Source organism: Piscinibacter sp. (assembly GCF_050175855.1).
Lineage (GTDB): Bacteria > Pseudomonadota > Gammaproteobacteria > Burkholderiales > Burkholderiaceae_C > Piscinibacter.
In genome coordinates this window covers 1-14,978 of the sequence record NZ_JBFXIO010000071.1, presented here as the reverse complement: position 1 = coordinate 14,978, position 14,978 = coordinate 1, and the positions used below count along the sequence as shown (strand labels likewise).

Annotated in this window: 15 protein-coding genes; 12 read left to right on the top strand and 3 right to left on the bottom strand. The window is 69.9% G+C overall.

Annotated elements, in window-relative coordinates:
- From AB7U92_RS07880 to AB7U92_RS07870, 3 genes are all read left to right on the top strand, one after another.
- Window positions 1–194 (top strand): FAD-dependent oxidoreductase (locus AB7U92_RS07880; protein ID WP_428575630.1); only part of this gene is annotated, 194 nt, incomplete at its 5' end.
- Between the two features lie 221 nt (window positions 195–415).
- Window positions 416–625 (top strand): cold-shock protein, encoded by a 210-nt coding sequence (gene cspE, locus AB7U92_RS07875; protein WP_428575629.1) that lies wholly within the window; start codon window positions 416–418, stop codon window positions 623–625.
- A gap of 76 nt (window positions 626–701) precedes the next feature.
- Window positions 702–1,706, top strand: a complete 1,005-nt coding sequence (locus AB7U92_RS07870; protein ID WP_428575628.1) for a S1 family peptidase — start codon at window positions 702–704, stop codon at window positions 1,704–1,706.
- 1 nt (window position 1,707) lies between these two features.
- On the opposite strand, the gene AB7U92_RS07865 is transcribed toward AB7U92_RS07870, so the two are convergent.
- The 3 genes from AB7U92_RS07865 to AB7U92_RS07855 are packed head-to-tail and all read right to left on the bottom strand — an operon-like array spanning window position 1,708 to window position 6,745.
- On the bottom strand, window positions 1,708–2,268 hold the full coding sequence (locus AB7U92_RS07865; protein WP_428575627.1) for an N-acetyltransferase family protein: 561 nt from the start codon (window positions 2,266–2,268) through the stop codon (window positions 1,708–1,710).
- A 24-nt stretch (window positions 2,269–2,292) separates the two neighbouring features.
- Window positions 2,293–3,252 carry a response regulator gene (locus AB7U92_RS07860; RefSeq protein WP_428575626.1) on the bottom strand — a complete coding sequence of 320 codons (960 nt, stop codon included), beginning with the start codon at window positions 3,250–3,252 and terminating at the stop codon, window positions 2,293–2,295.
- A 1-nt stretch (window position 3,253) separates the two neighbouring features.
- Window positions 3,254–6,745 carry a hybrid sensor histidine kinase/response regulator gene (locus AB7U92_RS07855; protein WP_428575625.1) on the bottom strand — a complete coding sequence of 1,164 codons (3,492 nt, stop codon included), beginning with the start codon at window positions 6,743–6,745 and terminating at the stop codon, window positions 3,254–3,256.
- A 79-nt stretch (window positions 6,746–6,824) separates the two neighbouring features.
- Between AB7U92_RS07855 and ureA the strand changes: the two genes are divergently transcribed.
- The 9 genes from ureA (at window position 6,825) to AB7U92_RS07810 (ending at window position 14,878) form a co-directional block, all read left to right on the top strand.
- Window positions 6,825–7,127 (top strand): urease subunit gamma, encoded by a 303-nt coding sequence (gene ureA, locus AB7U92_RS07850; RefSeq protein WP_428575624.1) that lies wholly within the window; start codon window positions 6,825–6,827, stop codon window positions 7,125–7,127.
- A gap of 5 nt (window positions 7,128–7,132) precedes the next feature.
- Window positions 7,133–7,708 (top strand): HupE/UreJ family protein, encoded by a 576-nt coding sequence (locus AB7U92_RS07845; protein WP_428575623.1) that lies wholly within the window; start codon window positions 7,133–7,135, stop codon window positions 7,706–7,708.
- Between the two features lie 9 nt (window positions 7,709–7,717).
- The gene (locus tag AB7U92_RS07840; protein WP_428575622.1) at window positions 7,718–8,026 is read left to right on the top strand and encodes an urease subunit beta; all 309 of its coding nucleotides are present in this window, start codon (window positions 7,718–7,720) and stop codon (window positions 8,024–8,026) included.
- 1 nt (window position 8,027) lies between these two features.
- A complete protein-coding gene (ureC, locus tag AB7U92_RS07835; protein ID WP_428575621.1) occupies window positions 8,028–9,755 on the top strand; it encodes an urease subunit alpha in 1,728 nt (575 codons plus the stop codon).
- Window positions 9,756–9,776: 21 nt separating this feature from the next.
- Window positions 9,777–10,361 (top strand): urease accessory protein UreE, encoded by a 585-nt coding sequence (ureE, locus tag AB7U92_RS07830; protein WP_428575620.1) that lies wholly within the window; start codon window positions 9,777–9,779, stop codon window positions 10,359–10,361.
- Window positions 10,321–11,049, top strand: coding sequence for an urease accessory protein UreF (locus AB7U92_RS07825; protein ID WP_428575631.1), 729 nt, complete (start codon window positions 10,321–10,323; stop codon window positions 11,047–11,049). Before ureE ends, AB7U92_RS07825 begins: the two co-directional genes overlap by 41 nt.
- A gap of 96 nt (window positions 11,050–11,145) precedes the next feature.
- Window positions 11,146–11,997 carry an intradiol ring-cleavage dioxygenase gene (locus AB7U92_RS07820; protein WP_428575619.1) on the top strand — a complete coding sequence of 284 codons (852 nt, stop codon included), beginning with the start codon at window positions 11,146–11,148 and terminating at the stop codon, window positions 11,995–11,997.
- A 35-nt stretch (window positions 11,998–12,032) separates the two neighbouring features.
- The gene (gene ureG, locus AB7U92_RS07815; protein ID WP_428575618.1) at window positions 12,033–12,677 is read left to right on the top strand and encodes an urease accessory protein UreG; all 645 of its coding nucleotides are present in this window, start codon (window positions 12,033–12,035) and stop codon (window positions 12,675–12,677) included.
- Complete coding sequence (locus AB7U92_RS07810) at window positions 12,674–14,878, top strand: prolyl oligopeptidase family serine peptidase (RefSeq protein WP_428575617.1); 2,205 nt, start codon at window positions 12,674–12,676, stop codon at window positions 14,876–14,878. The genes ureG and AB7U92_RS07810 overlap by 4 nt, the downstream gene beginning before the upstream one ends.
- The last annotated feature ends 100 nt before the right edge of the window (window positions 14,879–14,978 follow it).

The window sequence follows — 14,978 nt, the reverse complement described above, 5'->3', positions numbered from 1 at the left end:
AGTTCTGGACCGGGCTGCGCCCGGCCACGCCGAGCAACGTGCCGGTGATCGGCCGCTCGAAGCTGAAGAAGCTGTTCCTCAACACCGGCCACGGCACGCTGGGCTGGACGCATGCCTGCGGCTCGGGAAAGAGCATCGCGCGCATCGTCAGCGGGCTCAAGCCCGAGGTGGACTTCGCGTTCAGCGGCGCCTGAATAGGGCACCGGCGGGGCAGAGGCCTTCGGAATCGAAGGTCTCTTGCCGCGTCGTGTACATTAGGTCGGGTAGGCATGATCAAGACCATTGTTCTTTAGGTCTTCTCTGACGGCCACCGGCTCCCCGCCGGCCGGCTCCGGTTGAAACTCCCATCGATGATCTTCTTGGCGTCTCTGCCTGCGCCGGCGTTTGCCTGCGCAGCAACTTGAAGGGAATCGACATGACGACTCAAACCGGCACCGTGAAGTGGTTCAACGAAGGCAAGGGCTTCGGCTTCATCGCCCCCGACGACGGCGGCAAGGACCTGTTCGCCCACTTCAGCCAGATCCAGGGCGGCGGCTTCAAGACGCTGGCCGAGAACCAGCGCGTGGAATTCGAGGCGACGCAAGGCCAGAAGGGTCCGCAAGCCTCCAACATCCGCGTGGTCTGATCCGGCCCGCCGGCTCCACGCGAGCCACGCACGAAACCGCGGCCCCTGCCGCGGTTTTTTCTTTCCGGGAGCTCCGATGAACAACCTTCAGGAAGCCACCGAGCGCATCTGCGAGCTCAAGGGCAACGTGATGTCGCTCGACGCGCTGTGCACAGCGCTGCTGCAGCAGATGGCGCCGCCGGCGCGCGAGCGCTTCCGCAGGACCTTCGAGGGCTGGGCCGAGATCGCCCGCACCGCGCTGCTCAACGCGGAGATCTCGGAGCATACGATCGCCGCCTTCGAGCGCGACACGCAGCGCATCGGCGCACTGATCGAGACGCTGGAGCACCGCCAGCGTCTGCCGCGGCAGGGCGGCGCCGTCGAACCGCTGCTGCTGGCCGTGCCGCGCGTGCTGACCTTCCAGGGCACACGTTCGCTCACGGCCGCCAGCGGCTTCTTCTTCGCGCGCGACGAGCGCCTGTACCTGGTGACCAGCCGCCACGTGCTGTTCGACGCGCCCAGCGATCACTTCCCCGACCGCATCGAGATCGAGCTGCACGCCGAGGAGACCGACCTGTCGCGCACCTGCTCGCTATCGGTGCTGCTGTACGCCCAGGGCCGTGCCGTGTGGCGGCAGGCCAGCGACAGCGCCGGCGAGATCGACGTGGCGGTGATCGCGCTGGAGCGCGACCAGCTCGGCTTCACGCCGCCGGCCTTCACGCCGGCCAGCCTGCAGGATGCGCTGGGCGAGGTCGACGTCGGCACACCGCTGCTGGTGGTGGGCTTTCCGCTCGGCTTCCACGACCGCCGCTTCCACCTGCCGGTGGCGCGCCAGGCCACGGTGGCCTCGTCCTTCGGCACGCGCTTCCAGGGCCAGGGCCTGTTCCTCACCGATGCACGAACGCACCGCGGCACCAGCGGGGCGCCGGTGGTGATGCGCGCGCCCTCGCTGCTCGGCGAGGACGAGCGCATCCCCTGGAAGCTGCTGGGCATCCACTCGGCGCGCATGGACATGGGCGGCCGCGACCTGATCGCCGACGAATCGCTGGGCCTGAACTGCGCCTGGTATGCCGACGTGCTGATGACGCTGACAGCCGATTGATTCAGCCGCCGGAGGCCGCCAGCTGCGGCCAGGGCACCGGCTCGGCCGGGGCTTCGTCGGCCGCGACGTCGCGCAGCGCCAGGCCGTACCACGCCACGTCCCACCAGCGGCCGAGCTTGAAGCCGGCCTGCGGGTACAGGCCCACCGATTCGAAGCCCATGGCACGGTGCAGGCCCACGCTGCCCTCGTTCGGCATCGTGATGCCGGCGAAGGCGCGAACCGCGCCCTGGCGGCGCAGCGCATCGAGCAATTGCCCATACAGCGCCCGCCCGATGCCGCGGCGATGGTGGCCGTCGCGCACGTAGGCCGTGGTGGTGACCGACCAGCGGTAGGCCTCGCGCTCGGCGAAGGCGCTGGCGTAGCAGTAGCCCAGCACCGCCCCGCCCTCCTCGGCCACGAACCACGGCCAGGCCGCGGTGACGCGCGCCAGCCGCGCGGCCATCTCGGCCGCATCGGGTGCGCGCAGCTCGAACGAGGTGGGCCGCTGCAGCACGCTGGGCGCATAGATCTCGGCCAGCGCGCCGGCATCGGCGGCTCGGGCGGGGCGGACGACCAGGCTCATGCGGACCCTCCTTCGAATTGGCACTCAGCGCGATGCGGCCAGCTGCCGCACGCGCGCCATGGCCAGGCCCGCAGCGGCGGTACGAGTCTCCACGCCCAGCTTCTCGAACACATGCTCCAGGTGCTTGTGCACGGTGCGCGGGCTGGTGCCGAGGATGTCACCGATGTCGCGGTTGGTCTTGCCCTGCACCACCCAGTAGAGCACCTCGGCCTCGCGCGCGGTGAGCTTGAACGCCAGCCCGAGCGCCTCGATGGTCGATTCGTCGGACGACTCGCTCATCACCAGCAGCCATTCGTCGTCGCCGCCGCTCTCGCCGCCGCTGGCCGCGCTGGTTTCGTGCAGCGCGATGGAAAGGCGCTTGCCATGCCGCGCCAGCGTCAGCGCCTGCGGCGAACCGCCGGTGGCGTGCACCACGGCCTGGGCCTGCAGCCAGTCGAGCACGCCTTCGCCGAGCTGCGTGCCGTCACCCGCCTCGTGCGCCGTGAGCAGTTGTCGCGCCAGCGGCGTCTGCCAGAGGATGCGGCCATCGGCGGCGCGCACCGACAGCGTGGCGTGGCCGAAGGCGTCGAGCGCGTGGCGGGCCTGGCGGCGCTCGCGCGCGCCCTGCACATGCGCGGCGATGCGCGCCAGCACCTCCATCGGCTTGATCGGCTTGGCCACGTAGTCGACGCCACCGCTCTGGAAGGCGGCGAGCACGTGCTCGGTCTCGGTCAGCCCGGTCATGAAGATGATCGGGATCGGCGCGGTGGCCGGTGCCGCCTTCAGGCGGCGGGCGACCTCGAAGCCGTCCAGCCCCGGCATCACCGCGTCGAGCAGGATCACGTCGGGCTGCGCCTGCGCCGCACGCTGCAGCGCCTGCTCGCCGTTGACGGCCACCAGCACGGTGTAGCCGAACTCGTCGAGCGCGTCGTGCAGCATCGAGAGGTTGTCGGGCACGTCGTCGACGATCAGCACGACGTCGGAGTTGTGGCGGTCCAGCTGCATCTCAGGGTTCCTGCAACGCGCGTTTGAGCACGCCGTTCATCTCGTCGAGCTGGAAGCCACGCGCCATCGTGCGCATGCGTTCGACGAAGGCGGCGCAGGCGGGCGACTCGCGCTCGATCTGGTCGAGCTGCTTGACGATGCCGCGCACGTAGCCGATGTCCACCAGCTCCAGCAGCGAGCGCAGGTGCGGCTCGGCGGGCAGCATCTGCGCTTCTGCGAGGGCCGGCGGCGGCGCCACGGCCGGCACGTCGGCGGCGGCGGTGGTCCACGTCAGTGCCAGCGCACCGCCCAGCCAGTCGAGCAGCTCGGCCACGCGGACCGGCTTGGTGATGAAGTCGCGCGGCGTGATGCCCACGTCGTTCTCCAGCCCCTTGTCGAAGGCGTTGGCCGACACGATGGCCACCGCAGCCGGCGCCAGCGCCTCATGGCGGAGCCGGCGGATCGTCTCCCAGCCGTCAATGCCCGGCATGGCCAGGTCCATGAACACCGCGTCGGGCCGCCAGCTGCGTTCGCGCAGCAGCGCCAGTGCCTCCTCGCCGGAGGCCGCGGTGCGCAGCTCGAAGCCCAGCGGTGCGAGAACGCTGACCAGCAGCTCGCGGTCGGCCTCCTCGTTGTCGACGACGAGGATGCGCCGCTGCCGCCCGGCATAACCGGTGCGCTGCGCCGCCTGGGGTGCAGGCAGCGCATCCGAGTGCAGCTCGGGCAGGAACAGGCGCACGCGGAACACCGAGCCGCGCCCCGGATGGCTCTCCACCGTCATCTCACCGCCCATCAGTTCGGTGAGCATCTTGGCGATGGTCAGGCCCAGGCCCGTTCCGCCCGTGCCCCCCTGCCCGGCTGCCGAGCCGCGCGCGAAGGGCTCGAACACCTTGGCCACCTCGTCGGGCGGCATGCCCGGCCCGGTGTCCTCGATCTCGAAGTGGGCGATCTCGCGCGCGTAGCGCAGCCGGAAGCCCACCCGCCCCTCGCGGGTGAACTTCACCGCGTTGCCCAGCAGGTTGATGAGGATCTGGCGCAACCGCTTCTCGTCGGCGCGCACGAGCTCGGGCGACTGCGAGTCGATCTCGGCCACGAAGCCGATGCCCTTGGACTGCGCCTGCAGCTCGAACATGCGCGCGATCTGCTGCAGGCTCTCGCGCAGCCGCATCGGCGCCGGCTCCAACGTGAGCTTGCCGCCCTCGATGCGCGCCATGTCCAGCGTGCCCTCGATCAGCGACAGCAGGTGGTCGCCGCCGCGCTTGATGACACGCACCGCCTGGCGGCGCGCCTCGGGAATCGCGGGGTCGTCGTCGAGCAGCTGCGCATAGCCGAGGATGCTGTTCAGCGGCGTGCGCAGCTCGTGGCTGATGGCGGAGATGTAGCGCGTCTTGGCCTGGTTGGCGGCATCGGCCACCTGCTTGGCCTGCTGCAGCGCGAGGTCGGTGCGGCGGTGCGATTCGATCTCCTGCACCAGCAGCAGGGTCTGCCGGTTCGACTCCTCCTGCGCCACCTTCGCGCTCTTGTGCTTGAGCACCAGCCACCACGCCACCACCGCGCTGACCACCAGCAGCGCCGCGTAGATCTTCACGAAGCCCATCTGCAGTGCCGCTTCCGCGTCGGGCGAGAGGTGGCCGAGCAGGCGGCGCTCGTGGCGATAGACCGCGGCGAACAGCGCGGCCAGCAGCGGCATCGCCAGCGCCATCAGCATCAGGTAGTGGCCGAGCTCGGTGTCCAGCCGCTGCCACAGCCGCTCGGGCACCAGCTTCGTCATCGCCGCGCGCCACTGCACGGCCAGCCGCGCGTGCGGCTTGCACAGGTCGTGGCAGCGCGCGTCGAGCGAGCAGCACAGCGAGCAGATCGCGCCGTCGTAGGCCGGGCAGTGCGCCATGTCGTCGTGCTCGTACTCGCGCTCGCAGATCGTGCAGCGGGTCAGGCGCTTGTAGGTTCCCTGGTCGGCAGCGGGCTCCGGTTGGCGGGCGATGTAGTAGCGGCCTTGGGTCCACCACGCGATCAGCGGCGACACCGCGAAGGCCGTGACCATCGCGATCAACGCCGAGAAGGCCTGCGCCATCGGCCCGAGGAAGCCGAGGTAGGCCACCACCGACAGCACCGAGGCCGCACCCATCGCGCCCACGCCCACCGGGTTCACGTCGTACAGGTGGGCGCGCTTGAACTCGATGCCCTTCGGCGACCAGCCCATCGGCTTGTTGATCACCAGGTCGGCCACCACGGCCATCATCCAGCTGATCGCGATGTTGGAGTACAGGCCCAGCACCTTGCCGATGGCCTGGAACACGTTCAGCTCCATCAGCATCAGCGCGATCAGCGTGTTGAACACCATCCACACCACGCGGCCCGGGTGGCTGTGGGTGAGGCGCGCGAAGAAGTTCGACCAGGCCAGCGAGCCGGCGTAGGCGTTGGTCACGTTGATCTTGAGCTGCGAGACGATCACGAACACCGCGGTGGCGGCCACTGCGAGGCCGTAGTTCGAGGTCACCGCACCCCAGGCGACGAGGTACATCTGGTTCGGGTCGACCGCGCGCGCCACCGGCACCGCATAGCCGATGGCCAGATACGCGAGCAGGCAGCCCGCGAGCATCTTCAGCACGCCCAGCACCACCCAGCCCGGCCCGCCGATCACCACGCCCGCCCACCAGGCCAAGCGCCGGCCGGGCTGCGGCTCGGGCATGAAGCGCAGGTAGTCGGCCTGCTCGCCCATCTGCGTGATCAGCGCGATGCCCACCGTCATCGCCGCGCCGAACTTCATCAGGTCGAAGCCTGCGGGCTGCACGTTCTCCGCCGTGCCGCCCGGCGCGATGCCGCCGAAGTGCCAGATGTCGGCCAGCGCCGTCGGGTGCTGCTGCAGCACGTAGACGAAGGGCAGCACCAGCATCGCCAGCCACAGCGGCTGCGTCCAGACCTGCAGCCGGCTGATGGTGGTGACGCCGTGGGTGACCAGCGGGATCACCACCAGCGAGCACAGCAGGTAGCCCCAGGCCGGCGGGATGTCGAAGGCGAGCTCGAGCGCGTAGGCCATGATGGCCGCCTCGAGCGCGAAGAAGATGAAGGTGAAGCTGGCGTAGATCAGCGAGGTGACGGTGGAGCCGATGTAGCCGAAGCCGGCGCCGCGGGTCAGCAGGTCCATGTCGACGCCGTGGCGCGCGGCGTAGACGCTGATCGGAAGCCCGGCGGCGAAGATGATCAGCCCGGTGGCGAGGATCGCCCAGAAGGCGTTGACGAAACCGTAGTCGACCAGCAGCGTGCCGCCCACCGCCTCGAGCACCAGGAACGAGGCCGCGCCGAAGGCGGTGTTGGCCACGCGCATCGCCGACCACTTGCGGAACGAGCGCGGCGTGAAGCGCAGCGCGTAATCCTCCATCGTCTCGCGCGCCACCCAGCTGTTGTAGTCGCGACGCACCTTGATCACCCGCTGCACCGCCTTGGTGCTGGCAGGCGTGGCGATGCCCGCGCCGAGCGGCGGTTCGTCCAGGGGCGCGGCAGGGTTCGCACTCATGCGCCAACCTGGGGCAAGGGCTGTGCCAAGCCCTCGCGGCCGCGTAGCATCTGGCACGTCTCCTGCTGACTTAGGGCCCATGGAACTGACGCCGCGCGAGAAGGACAAGCTGCTGATCTTCACCGCCGCGCTGCTCGCCGAGCGGCGCAAGGCCCGCGGCCTGAAGCTCAACTACCCCGAGGCGGTGGCGCTGATCAGCGCGGCCATCATGGAAGGCGCGCGCGACGGCAAGAGCGTCGCGGTGCTGATGAGCGAGGGCAAGACGATCCTCACGAAGGCCGATGTGATGGACGGGGTGGCGGAGATGATCCCGGATATCCAGGTCGAGGCCTCCTTTCCCGACGGCACCAAACTGGTGACCGTGCACCAACCTATTGCATGAACATCATGAACATCCGCCGAATCTGCTCGCTGCTCCTCCTTGCTGCTGCCGCCCCGCTGGCCGCCGCCCATACCGGCGCCGACGCCGCCGCGCACCACGGCTTCGCCGCTGGCCTGCTGCACCCCTTCACCGGGCTCGACCACCTCGCCGCGATGCTGGCCGTAGGACTGTGGAGCGCATTGATCTGCGCGCGCTGGCAGGATGCCGTCAAGGCGCCGCTGTCGTTCGCCTGCATGCTGCTAATCGGCGCACTGCTCGGCGCGGGTGGTCTGGCGTTGCCCGCCGTCGAACCGATGATCGCCACCTCGCTGCTGGCGCTGGGCCTGCTGCTGGCCGCACGCCAGACCCTGCCGGCGCCCGCGGCGATGGGGCTGGTGGCACTGTTCGCGCTCTTTCACGGTACGGCCCACGGGCAGGAACTGGCGGGCGCCGGCGCCCTGGCCGGCATGGTGCTGGCCACGGCACTGCTGCATGGCGCCGGCCTCGCCGTCGGCTTCGCGCTGCGCACGCGCAGCCTGTGGTGGCCGAGGCTGGCTGGCGCGGCGACGGCGCTGTTCGGTGCTGCCCTGCTGCTCGCCTGAGGAGCGGTGATGCCGACCCCCGGTGAACTGCTGATCGACGAAGGCGAACTCACCCTCAACCCCGGTCGCCGCACGCTGACTCTGGTGGTCGAGAACGGCGCCGACCGGCCCATCCAGGTCGGCTCGCACTATCACTTTGCCGAGACCAACGGCGCCCTGAAGTTCGACCGCGAGGCCGCCCGTGGCATGCGGCTGAACATCGCCTCGGGCACCGCGGTGCGCTTCGAGCCGGGGCAGCAGCGCACGGTCGAACTGGTGGACTTCGCCGGCGACCGCACGGTCTACGGCTTCCGCGGACTGGTTCAAGGGAAGCTCTGACATGGCCAAGATCGGCAAACGCGCCTATGCCGAGATGTTCGGCCCTACCGTCGGCGACCGGTTGCGCCTGGCCGACACGGAACTGATCATCGAGATCGAGAAGGACTTCACCCTGGCCGCCGGCGGCTACGGCGAAGAGGTGAAGTTCGGCGGCGGCAAGGTGATCCGCGACGGCATGGGCCAGAGCCAGCGGATCAACGGCCCCGGGCGAGAGGAGGCGGTCGACTGCGTGATCACCAACGCGGTGATCGTCGACCACTGGGGCATCGTCAAGGCCGACATCGGCATCCGCGGCTGCCGCATCGCCGCCATCGGCAAGGCCGGCAACCCCGACGTGCAGCCGGGCGTGGACATCGTCATCGGCCCGGGCACGGAGGTCATTGCCGGCGAGGGCATGATCGTCACCGCCGGCGCGATCGACTCGCACATCCACTTCATCTGCCCGCAGCAGATCGAGGAAGCGCTGGCCTCCGGCGTGACCACCAAGCTCGGCGGCGGCACCGGCCCGGCCACCGGCACCTTCGCCACCACCTGCACGCCGGGGCCGGCCAACATCGGCCGCATGCTGCAGGCGGCCGACGCCTTTCCGATGAACCTCGGCTTCCTCGGCAAGGGCAACGCCAGCCGGCCGGAGGCGCTGCGCCAGCAGGTCGAGGCCGGCGTGGTCGGCCTGAAGCTGCACGAGGACTGGGGCACCACGCCTTCGGCGATCTCCTGCTGCCTCGACGTGGCGGAAGAGACCGACACGCAAGTGGCCATCCACAGCGACACGCTGAACGAATCGGGCTTCGTCGAGAACACCATCGCGGCGACGAAGGGCCGCACGCTGTGCGCCTTCCACACCGAGGGCGCGGGCGGCGGCCATGCGCCGGACATCCTCAAGGTGGTGGGCGAGGCGAACTTCCTGCCCTCCTCCACCAACCCGACCATGCCCTACACCGTCAACACGCTCGACGAGCACGTCGACATGCTGATGGTCTGCCACCACCTCGATGCCTCGATCGCCGAGGACCTCGCCTTCGCCGAGAGCCGCATCCGCCGCGAGACCATCGCCGCGGAAGACGTGCTGCACGACCTCGGTGCGATCAGCATGATGAGCAGCGACAGCCAGGCGATGGGCCGCGTCGGCGAGGTGGTCATCCGCACCTGGCAGACGGCGCACAAGATGAAGCTGCAGCGCGGCGCGCTGCCGGGTGATTCGGCGCGGAACGACAACACCCGCGTCAAGCGCTACATCGCCAAGCTCACGATCAACCCCGCGATCGCGCATGGCCTGTCTCACGAGGTCGGCAGCATCGAGCCCGGCAAGTGGGCCGACCTGGTGCTGTGGAAGTCGGCCTTCTTCGGCGTGAAGCCCTCGCTCATCCTCAAGGGCGGCTTCATCGCTGCCGCAGCGATGGGCGACCCGAATGCCTCGATCCCGACGCCTCAGCCGGTGCACTACCGGCCGATGTTCGGCGCCTACGGCGGCGCGCTGCATGCCGGCTCGATCACGTTCACCAGCCAGGCGGCGCTGGCCGGCGGCGTGCCCGAGGCGCTCGGCCTGAAGAAGCACATCTCGGCGGTGAAGGGGTGCCGCGGCGTGAAGAAGCAGCACATGGTCCACAACGGCCTGGCGCCGAAGATGGAGGTCGACGCGCAGACCTACGAGGTGCGCGCCGATGGCCAGCTGCTCACCTGCGAGCCGGCCACCGTGCTGCCGATGGCGCAGCGCTACTTTCTTTTCTGACGCCGGCGGCACAATGCCGTGATGCTGACGATCAACAAACTCATCCCCGGCGGCCGCGGCCTCGCCGGCGTGCTGCTCAAGCGCGCCCCGACCGTCGAACTCGATTGGGACACCCGCCAGAAGAGCCGCTTCGACGCCACCGACTCCGGCGGCCGCGCACTCGGCGTCTTCCTGCCGCGCGGCACGGCGGTGCGCGGCGGCGACGTGCTGGTGGCCGAAGACGGCTCGCTGGTTCGCGTGCTGGCGGCACCGCAGCCGGTGCTGCGCGTCACGCACTGCACGCACCACGGCTCGCCGTTCGACCTGCTGCGGGCGGCCTACCACCTGGGCAACCGCCACGTGCAGCTGGAACTCAAGCCGGACCATCTGCAGCTCGAGCCCGACCACGTGCTGGCCGACATGCTTGGGCAGATGCACCTGATCGTCTCGGAGACGAACGCGCCGTTCGAGCCGGAGTCGGGTGCCTATGCCGCAGCCGCGCCGGCGGCTTCGGCCCACGACCACGGACATGGCCATCACGGCCATGACCATGCGCACGACCACAAGCATGAGCACGGCCACGGTCATGGCCACGTTCACGGCCCCGGCTGTGGCCACGAGCACTGACGCCCCTGCATCGCCGGCAGCGCTGCTGCAGCTGATGTGGCTGGCCTCGCCGGCCCTGCCGGTGGGTGGATTCAGCTACTCCGAGGCGCTGGAGGCGGCGGTCGACGGCGGCCGTGTCACAAGCGAAGCCGATGCATCGCGCTGGCTGCGCGACCAGCTCGAACTCGCGCTCGGCCGCAGTGAACTGCCGCTGCTGGCGCAGGCGATCGCGGCGTGGCAGGCCAGTGACGCGGAACGTGTGCGCGAACTCAATGACTGGGTGCTGACCACGCGTGAATCGCGCGAGCTGCGCGCGCAGACCGAGCAGATGGGCCGCTCGATGGTCGAGTGGCTGAAGAACCGAGGCGAGCCCGATGGCCGCGTCGCCACGCTGGCCGCGCTGCCGCCGGCGCCGAGCTGGCCGATCGCCTTCGCCCTGGCCGCAGCCCAGACCGGCGCGCCGTTGCGCGTGGCCCTGCTTGCCTTCGCCTTCGGCTGGGCCGAGAACATGGTGCAGGCGGCGCTCAAGGCCGTGCCGCTCGGCCAGAGCGCCGGCCAGCGCATCCTGGCTGCGCTCGTCGCGGCGATCCCGCCGTCGGTGGACCGGGCGCTCAAGCTCGGCGACGGCGAACGCCAGGCCTTCTCGCCGATGCTGGCCATCCTGTCGGCGCAGCACGAGACACAGTACTCCCGGCTTTTCCGTTCGTGACATGCCGTCACGAGTGCGCGGCTGCCGACATGAGGCAGGCGCGCAGCGGAAACACGGCCGCGCCACCCTCCGCGACACGACAAACCGGAGGGAACCATGCAGAACCATGATCGAGGCTTCGCCCACGACCTCGACACGATGATGCGCCGGCGCATGCTGCACTGGCTGGCGGTGGCCGGCGCGGCACCCGTCGCGCTGCTCGGCTGCGGCGGTGGCGGCGATGACGCCGGCACCACGGCCACCACCGCGAGCACCGACAGCGGCGGCAGCACCGGCTCGACCGGCAGCACGACCACCAGCTGCTCGGTGATCCCCGGCGAAACCGCCGGCCCCTACCCCGGCGACGGCACCAACAGCAACGCCACCGGCATCGTCAACGTGCTGACGCTGTCGGGCATCGTGCGCAGCGACATCCGCACCAGCATCGGCAGCGCCAGCGGCACCGCGCCCGGCGTGCCACTGACCGTCACGCTCAAGCTGGTGAACACCGCCTCTTCCTGCGCCAGCCTGGCCGGCTACGCCATCTATCTCTGGCACTGCACGCGCGAGGGCGGCTACTCGCTGTACTCCAGCGGCGTGACGGGCGAGAACTTCCTGCGCGGCGTGCAGGTCACCGACGCCAACGGCGAGGTCACCTTCACCACCGTCTTTCCCGGCTGCTACAGCGGCCGCTGGCCGCACATGCACTTCGAGATCTACCCCAGCCTGGCCAGCGCCACCAGCGGCAGCAACGACGTGAAGACCTCACAGCTGGCGCTGCCGGCGCAGGCCTGCAACCAGGTCTACGGCACGGCGACCGGCTACGACGCCAGCGCCTCGAACTTCGCGACCATTTCGCTGGCCTCCGACAACATCTTCAGCGACGGCTACTCGACGCAGATGGCCACGGTCAGCGGCGACGCGGTCAACGGCTTCAGCGCCAGCCTCACGGTCGGCATCGCCGCCTGAGCGCAGGAGAGGGTGCGGCGCCTATCATCGGCGCCATGAGCACCCTGCACCACATTCCCGGCCGCACCAAGAAGCTCCCGCCGCTGCGCGTCGGCGTCGGCGGGCCCGTCGGCTCGGGCAAGACGACGCTGGTCGAGATGCTGTGCAAGACAATGCGCGAGAAGTGGGACCTCGTCGTCGTCACCAACGACATCTACACCAAGGAAGACCAGCGGCTGCTGACGGTGGCCGGCGCGCTCGAGCCCGAGCGCATCGTCGGCGTCGAGACCGGCGGCTGCCCGCACACCGCGATCCGCGAGGACGCCTCGATCAACCTCGAGGCGGTGGACCGCATGCTGGAGAAGTTCCCGAACGCCGACATCGTCTTCATCGAGTCGGGCGGCGACAACCTCGCCGCCACCTTCAGCCCGGAACTCTCCGACCTGACCATCTACGTGATCGACGTGGCCGCCGGCGAGAAGATCCCGCGCAAAGGCGGGCCGGGCATCACCAAGAGCGACCTGTTCGTGATCAACAAGATCGATCTCGCGCCGTACGTGGGCGCGGATCTGGCCGTGATGGAGGCCGACACGAGGCGCATGAGGCCCACGAGGCCCTATGTGATGACCAACCTGAAGACGAACACCGGCTTGCAGCAGGTGATCGACTTCATCGAGACCCGGGGAATGCTCAGGACATGAAGATCCGTCGACTCGCCGCAGCACTGCCGCTGCTGGCCACGCTGCTCGCCGCCCAGGCGCAAGTGACCTCGCCCACCGTCGCGCCGCCGGCGCGCAACGTGCCGGAGACCTTCTTCGGCACCACGGTCAACGACCCCTACCGCTGGCTCGAGGACGTGAAGTCCCCCGAGGCGGCAAAGTGGATGAAGGAATCCAGCGACCGCAGCCACGCCCTGCTCGCCGCCATTCCCGGCCGCGCGAAGCTGCTCGATGCACTGGAGAAGATGGATGCCTCGGTGTCCGCACGCGTCTTCGGCGTGGTGCGCGAGAGCGGCGACCGCTGGTTCTTCGAGCGCCGCAGCGCCACCGAGAACCAGTTCAAGCTGCTGATGCGCGAGGGCCTGGACGGCCGCGAGCGCGTGCTCGTCGACCCGGAGGCCATCGAGAAGCGCACCGGCAAGCCGCACGCGATCAACTACTACGCCGCCTCGCCGGGCGGCACGCTGGTGGCCTACGGCCTGTCGGCGCAGGGTTCGGAAGCCGCCGTGCTGCACCTGCTGGACACCCGCAGCGGCCGCCCGGTGGGCCGGCCGATCACGCGCACCGACTACGGCTCGCCGAACTTCTCGCCCGACGGCCGCCACCTGCTGTTCTCGCGCCTTCAGCGCATGAAGCCCGGCATGCCGGCTACCGAGAAGTACCAGCGCTCGATGACCTGGCTGATGCGCGTGGGCAGCGATGCCGCGAAGGCGCGGCCGATCTTCGGACTGGGTGTGCCGGGCGTGGACATCACGCCCGCGGAGATCCCGGTCGCCACGATCACCCACGACGGACGCTGGCTGATCGGCTACGTGTTCAACGGCACGCAGCGCGAGATCACGCTGTACGCCTCGCCGGCGCAGCCGGTGCTGGCCGGCAAGGCGCCGCGCTGGACGCGGCTGGTGACGGCCGCCGATGCGGTCAGCGGCGCGAGCTATTTCGACGACGGCCTGTACCTCCTCTCGCACAAGGATTCGCCGCGCTCGAAGGTGATGCGCCTGTCGCTGAAGTCGCCCGACATCGCGCAGGCCGAGGTGATCGTGGCGCAGGGCGAGCAGGTGGTCACCGGCATCGCCTCGGCTGCCGACGCGCTGTACGTCGAGCGCCGCGACGGCAACATCAAGCGCCTGTTCAAGCGCGCCCATGCCGGCGGCGCCGCGCTGCAGGAGGTGAAGCTGCCGATCGAGGGTTCTTTCCGTCTCAACGCCGACGAGAGCCTGGCCAGCGCCGCCGACCCGCGCCTGCCCGGCCTGGTGCTCGACCTGCAGAGCTGGAACCGCGCGCGGCAGATCTACCTGATCGGCGCCGACGGCGCGGTGACGAATTCGGGGCTGCAGCCACAGGGCCCCTACGACGCGCCGGCCGACATCGTCGTCACCGAGGTCAAGGTGCCCAGCCACGACGGCGCGCTGGTGCCGCTGTCCATCCTGCACCGCAAGGGCGCGGCGCTGGACGGCCGCAACCCCACGCTGCTGTACGGCTACGCCAGCTATGGCATCACCGAGGAGCCCTTCTTCAGCCCCGGCCGGCTGGCCTGGCTGGATGCCGGCGGCGTGCTCGCGGTGGCCAACCCGCGCGGCAGCTCGGTTTACGGGCAGGACTGGTACAAGGCTGGCTGGCAGGCGACCAAGCCCAACACCTGGAAGGACTTCATCGCCTGCGCCCAGTGGCTGGTCGACCAGAAGTGGACCTCGCCGGCGAAGCTGGGCATCCTCGGCGGCAGCGCCGGCGGCATCCTCGTCGGCCGTGCGATGACCGAGCGGCCCGATCTGTTCGCCGCCGTCGTGCCGGCAGTGGGCGCGCTCGACATGGTGCGCGCCGAAGTCACGCCCAACGGCGTGCCCAACATCCCCGAGTTCGGCACGCGCACCACCGAGGCGGGCTTCCGCGCGCTGCTGGCGATGAGCACCTACCACCAGATCACCGACGGCACGAAGTACCCGGCGGTGATGCTCACCCACGGCGTCAACGACCCGCGCGTGGAGGTGTGGCACAGCACCAAGACGGCGGCGCGCCTGGCCGCGGCCTCGACCAGCGGCAAACCCATCCTGCTGCGCCTGGATTACGACGCCGGCCACGGCATCGGCAACACGCGCAAGCAGCAGATGCTGGAGCGGGCCGATGTCTACGCCTTCCTGCTGTGGCAGATGGGCGTCGAGGGCGTCCAGCCCAAGGCGCCCTGAGCCGGATGCAGGAGCCGGCGATGAACGACCGCGCCGCCCAACTGCGCCGCGCGCTGGTGCGCAACCTCGACGAGGTGGCGCTCGAGCGCCAGCAGCGCGT

What these genes read in the sequence shown, in the direction of transcription:
- cspE (WP_428575629.1), top strand. Translation starts at nt 416, where the DNA reads ATGACGACTCAAACCGGCACCGTGAAGTGGTTCAACGAAGGCAAGGGC.
- AB7U92_RS07820 (WP_428575619.1), top strand. Translation starts at nt 11,146, where the DNA reads ATGCAGAACCATGATCGAGGCTTCGCCCACGACCTCGACACGATGATG.
- AB7U92_RS07825 (WP_428575631.1), top strand. Translation starts at nt 10,321, where the DNA reads ATGGCCACGTTCACGGCCCCGGCTGTGGCCACGAGCACTGACGCCCCT.
- AB7U92_RS07870 (WP_428575628.1), top strand. Translation starts at nt 702, where the DNA reads ATGAACAACCTTCAGGAAGCCACCGAGCGCATCTGCGAGCTCAAGGGC.
- ureA (WP_428575624.1), top strand. Translation starts at nt 6,825, where the DNA reads ATGGAACTGACGCCGCGCGAGAAGGACAAGCTGCTGATCTTCACCGCC.
- AB7U92_RS07860 (WP_428575626.1), bottom strand. Translation starts at nt 3,252, where the DNA reads ATGCAGCTGGACCGCCACAACTCCGACGTCGTGCTGATCGTCGACGAC.
- ureC (WP_428575621.1), top strand. Translation starts at nt 8,028, where the DNA reads ATGGCCAAGATCGGCAAACGCGCCTATGCCGAGATGTTCGGCCCTACC.
- AB7U92_RS07855 (WP_428575625.1), bottom strand. Translation starts at nt 6,745, where the DNA reads ATGAGTGCGAACCCTGCCGCGCCCCTGGACGAACCGCCGCTCGGCGCG.
- ureG (WP_428575618.1), top strand. Translation starts at nt 12,033, where the DNA reads ATGAGCACCCTGCACCACATTCCCGGCCGCACCAAGAAGCTCCCGCCG.
- AB7U92_RS07845 (WP_428575623.1), top strand. Translation starts at nt 7,133, where the DNA reads ATGAACATCCGCCGAATCTGCTCGCTGCTCCTCCTTGCTGCTGCCGCC.
- ureE (WP_428575620.1), top strand. Translation starts at nt 9,777, where the DNA reads ATGCTGACGATCAACAAACTCATCCCCGGCGGCCGCGGCCTCGCCGGC.
- AB7U92_RS07840 (WP_428575622.1), top strand. Translation starts at nt 7,718, where the DNA reads ATGCCGACCCCCGGTGAACTGCTGATCGACGAAGGCGAACTCACCCTC.
- AB7U92_RS07865 (WP_428575627.1), bottom strand. Translation starts at nt 2,268, where the DNA reads ATGAGCCTGGTCGTCCGCCCCGCCCGAGCCGCCGATGCCGGCGCGCTG.
- AB7U92_RS07810 (WP_428575617.1), top strand. Translation starts at nt 12,674, where the DNA reads ATGAAGATCCGTCGACTCGCCGCAGCACTGCCGCTGCTGGCCACGCTG.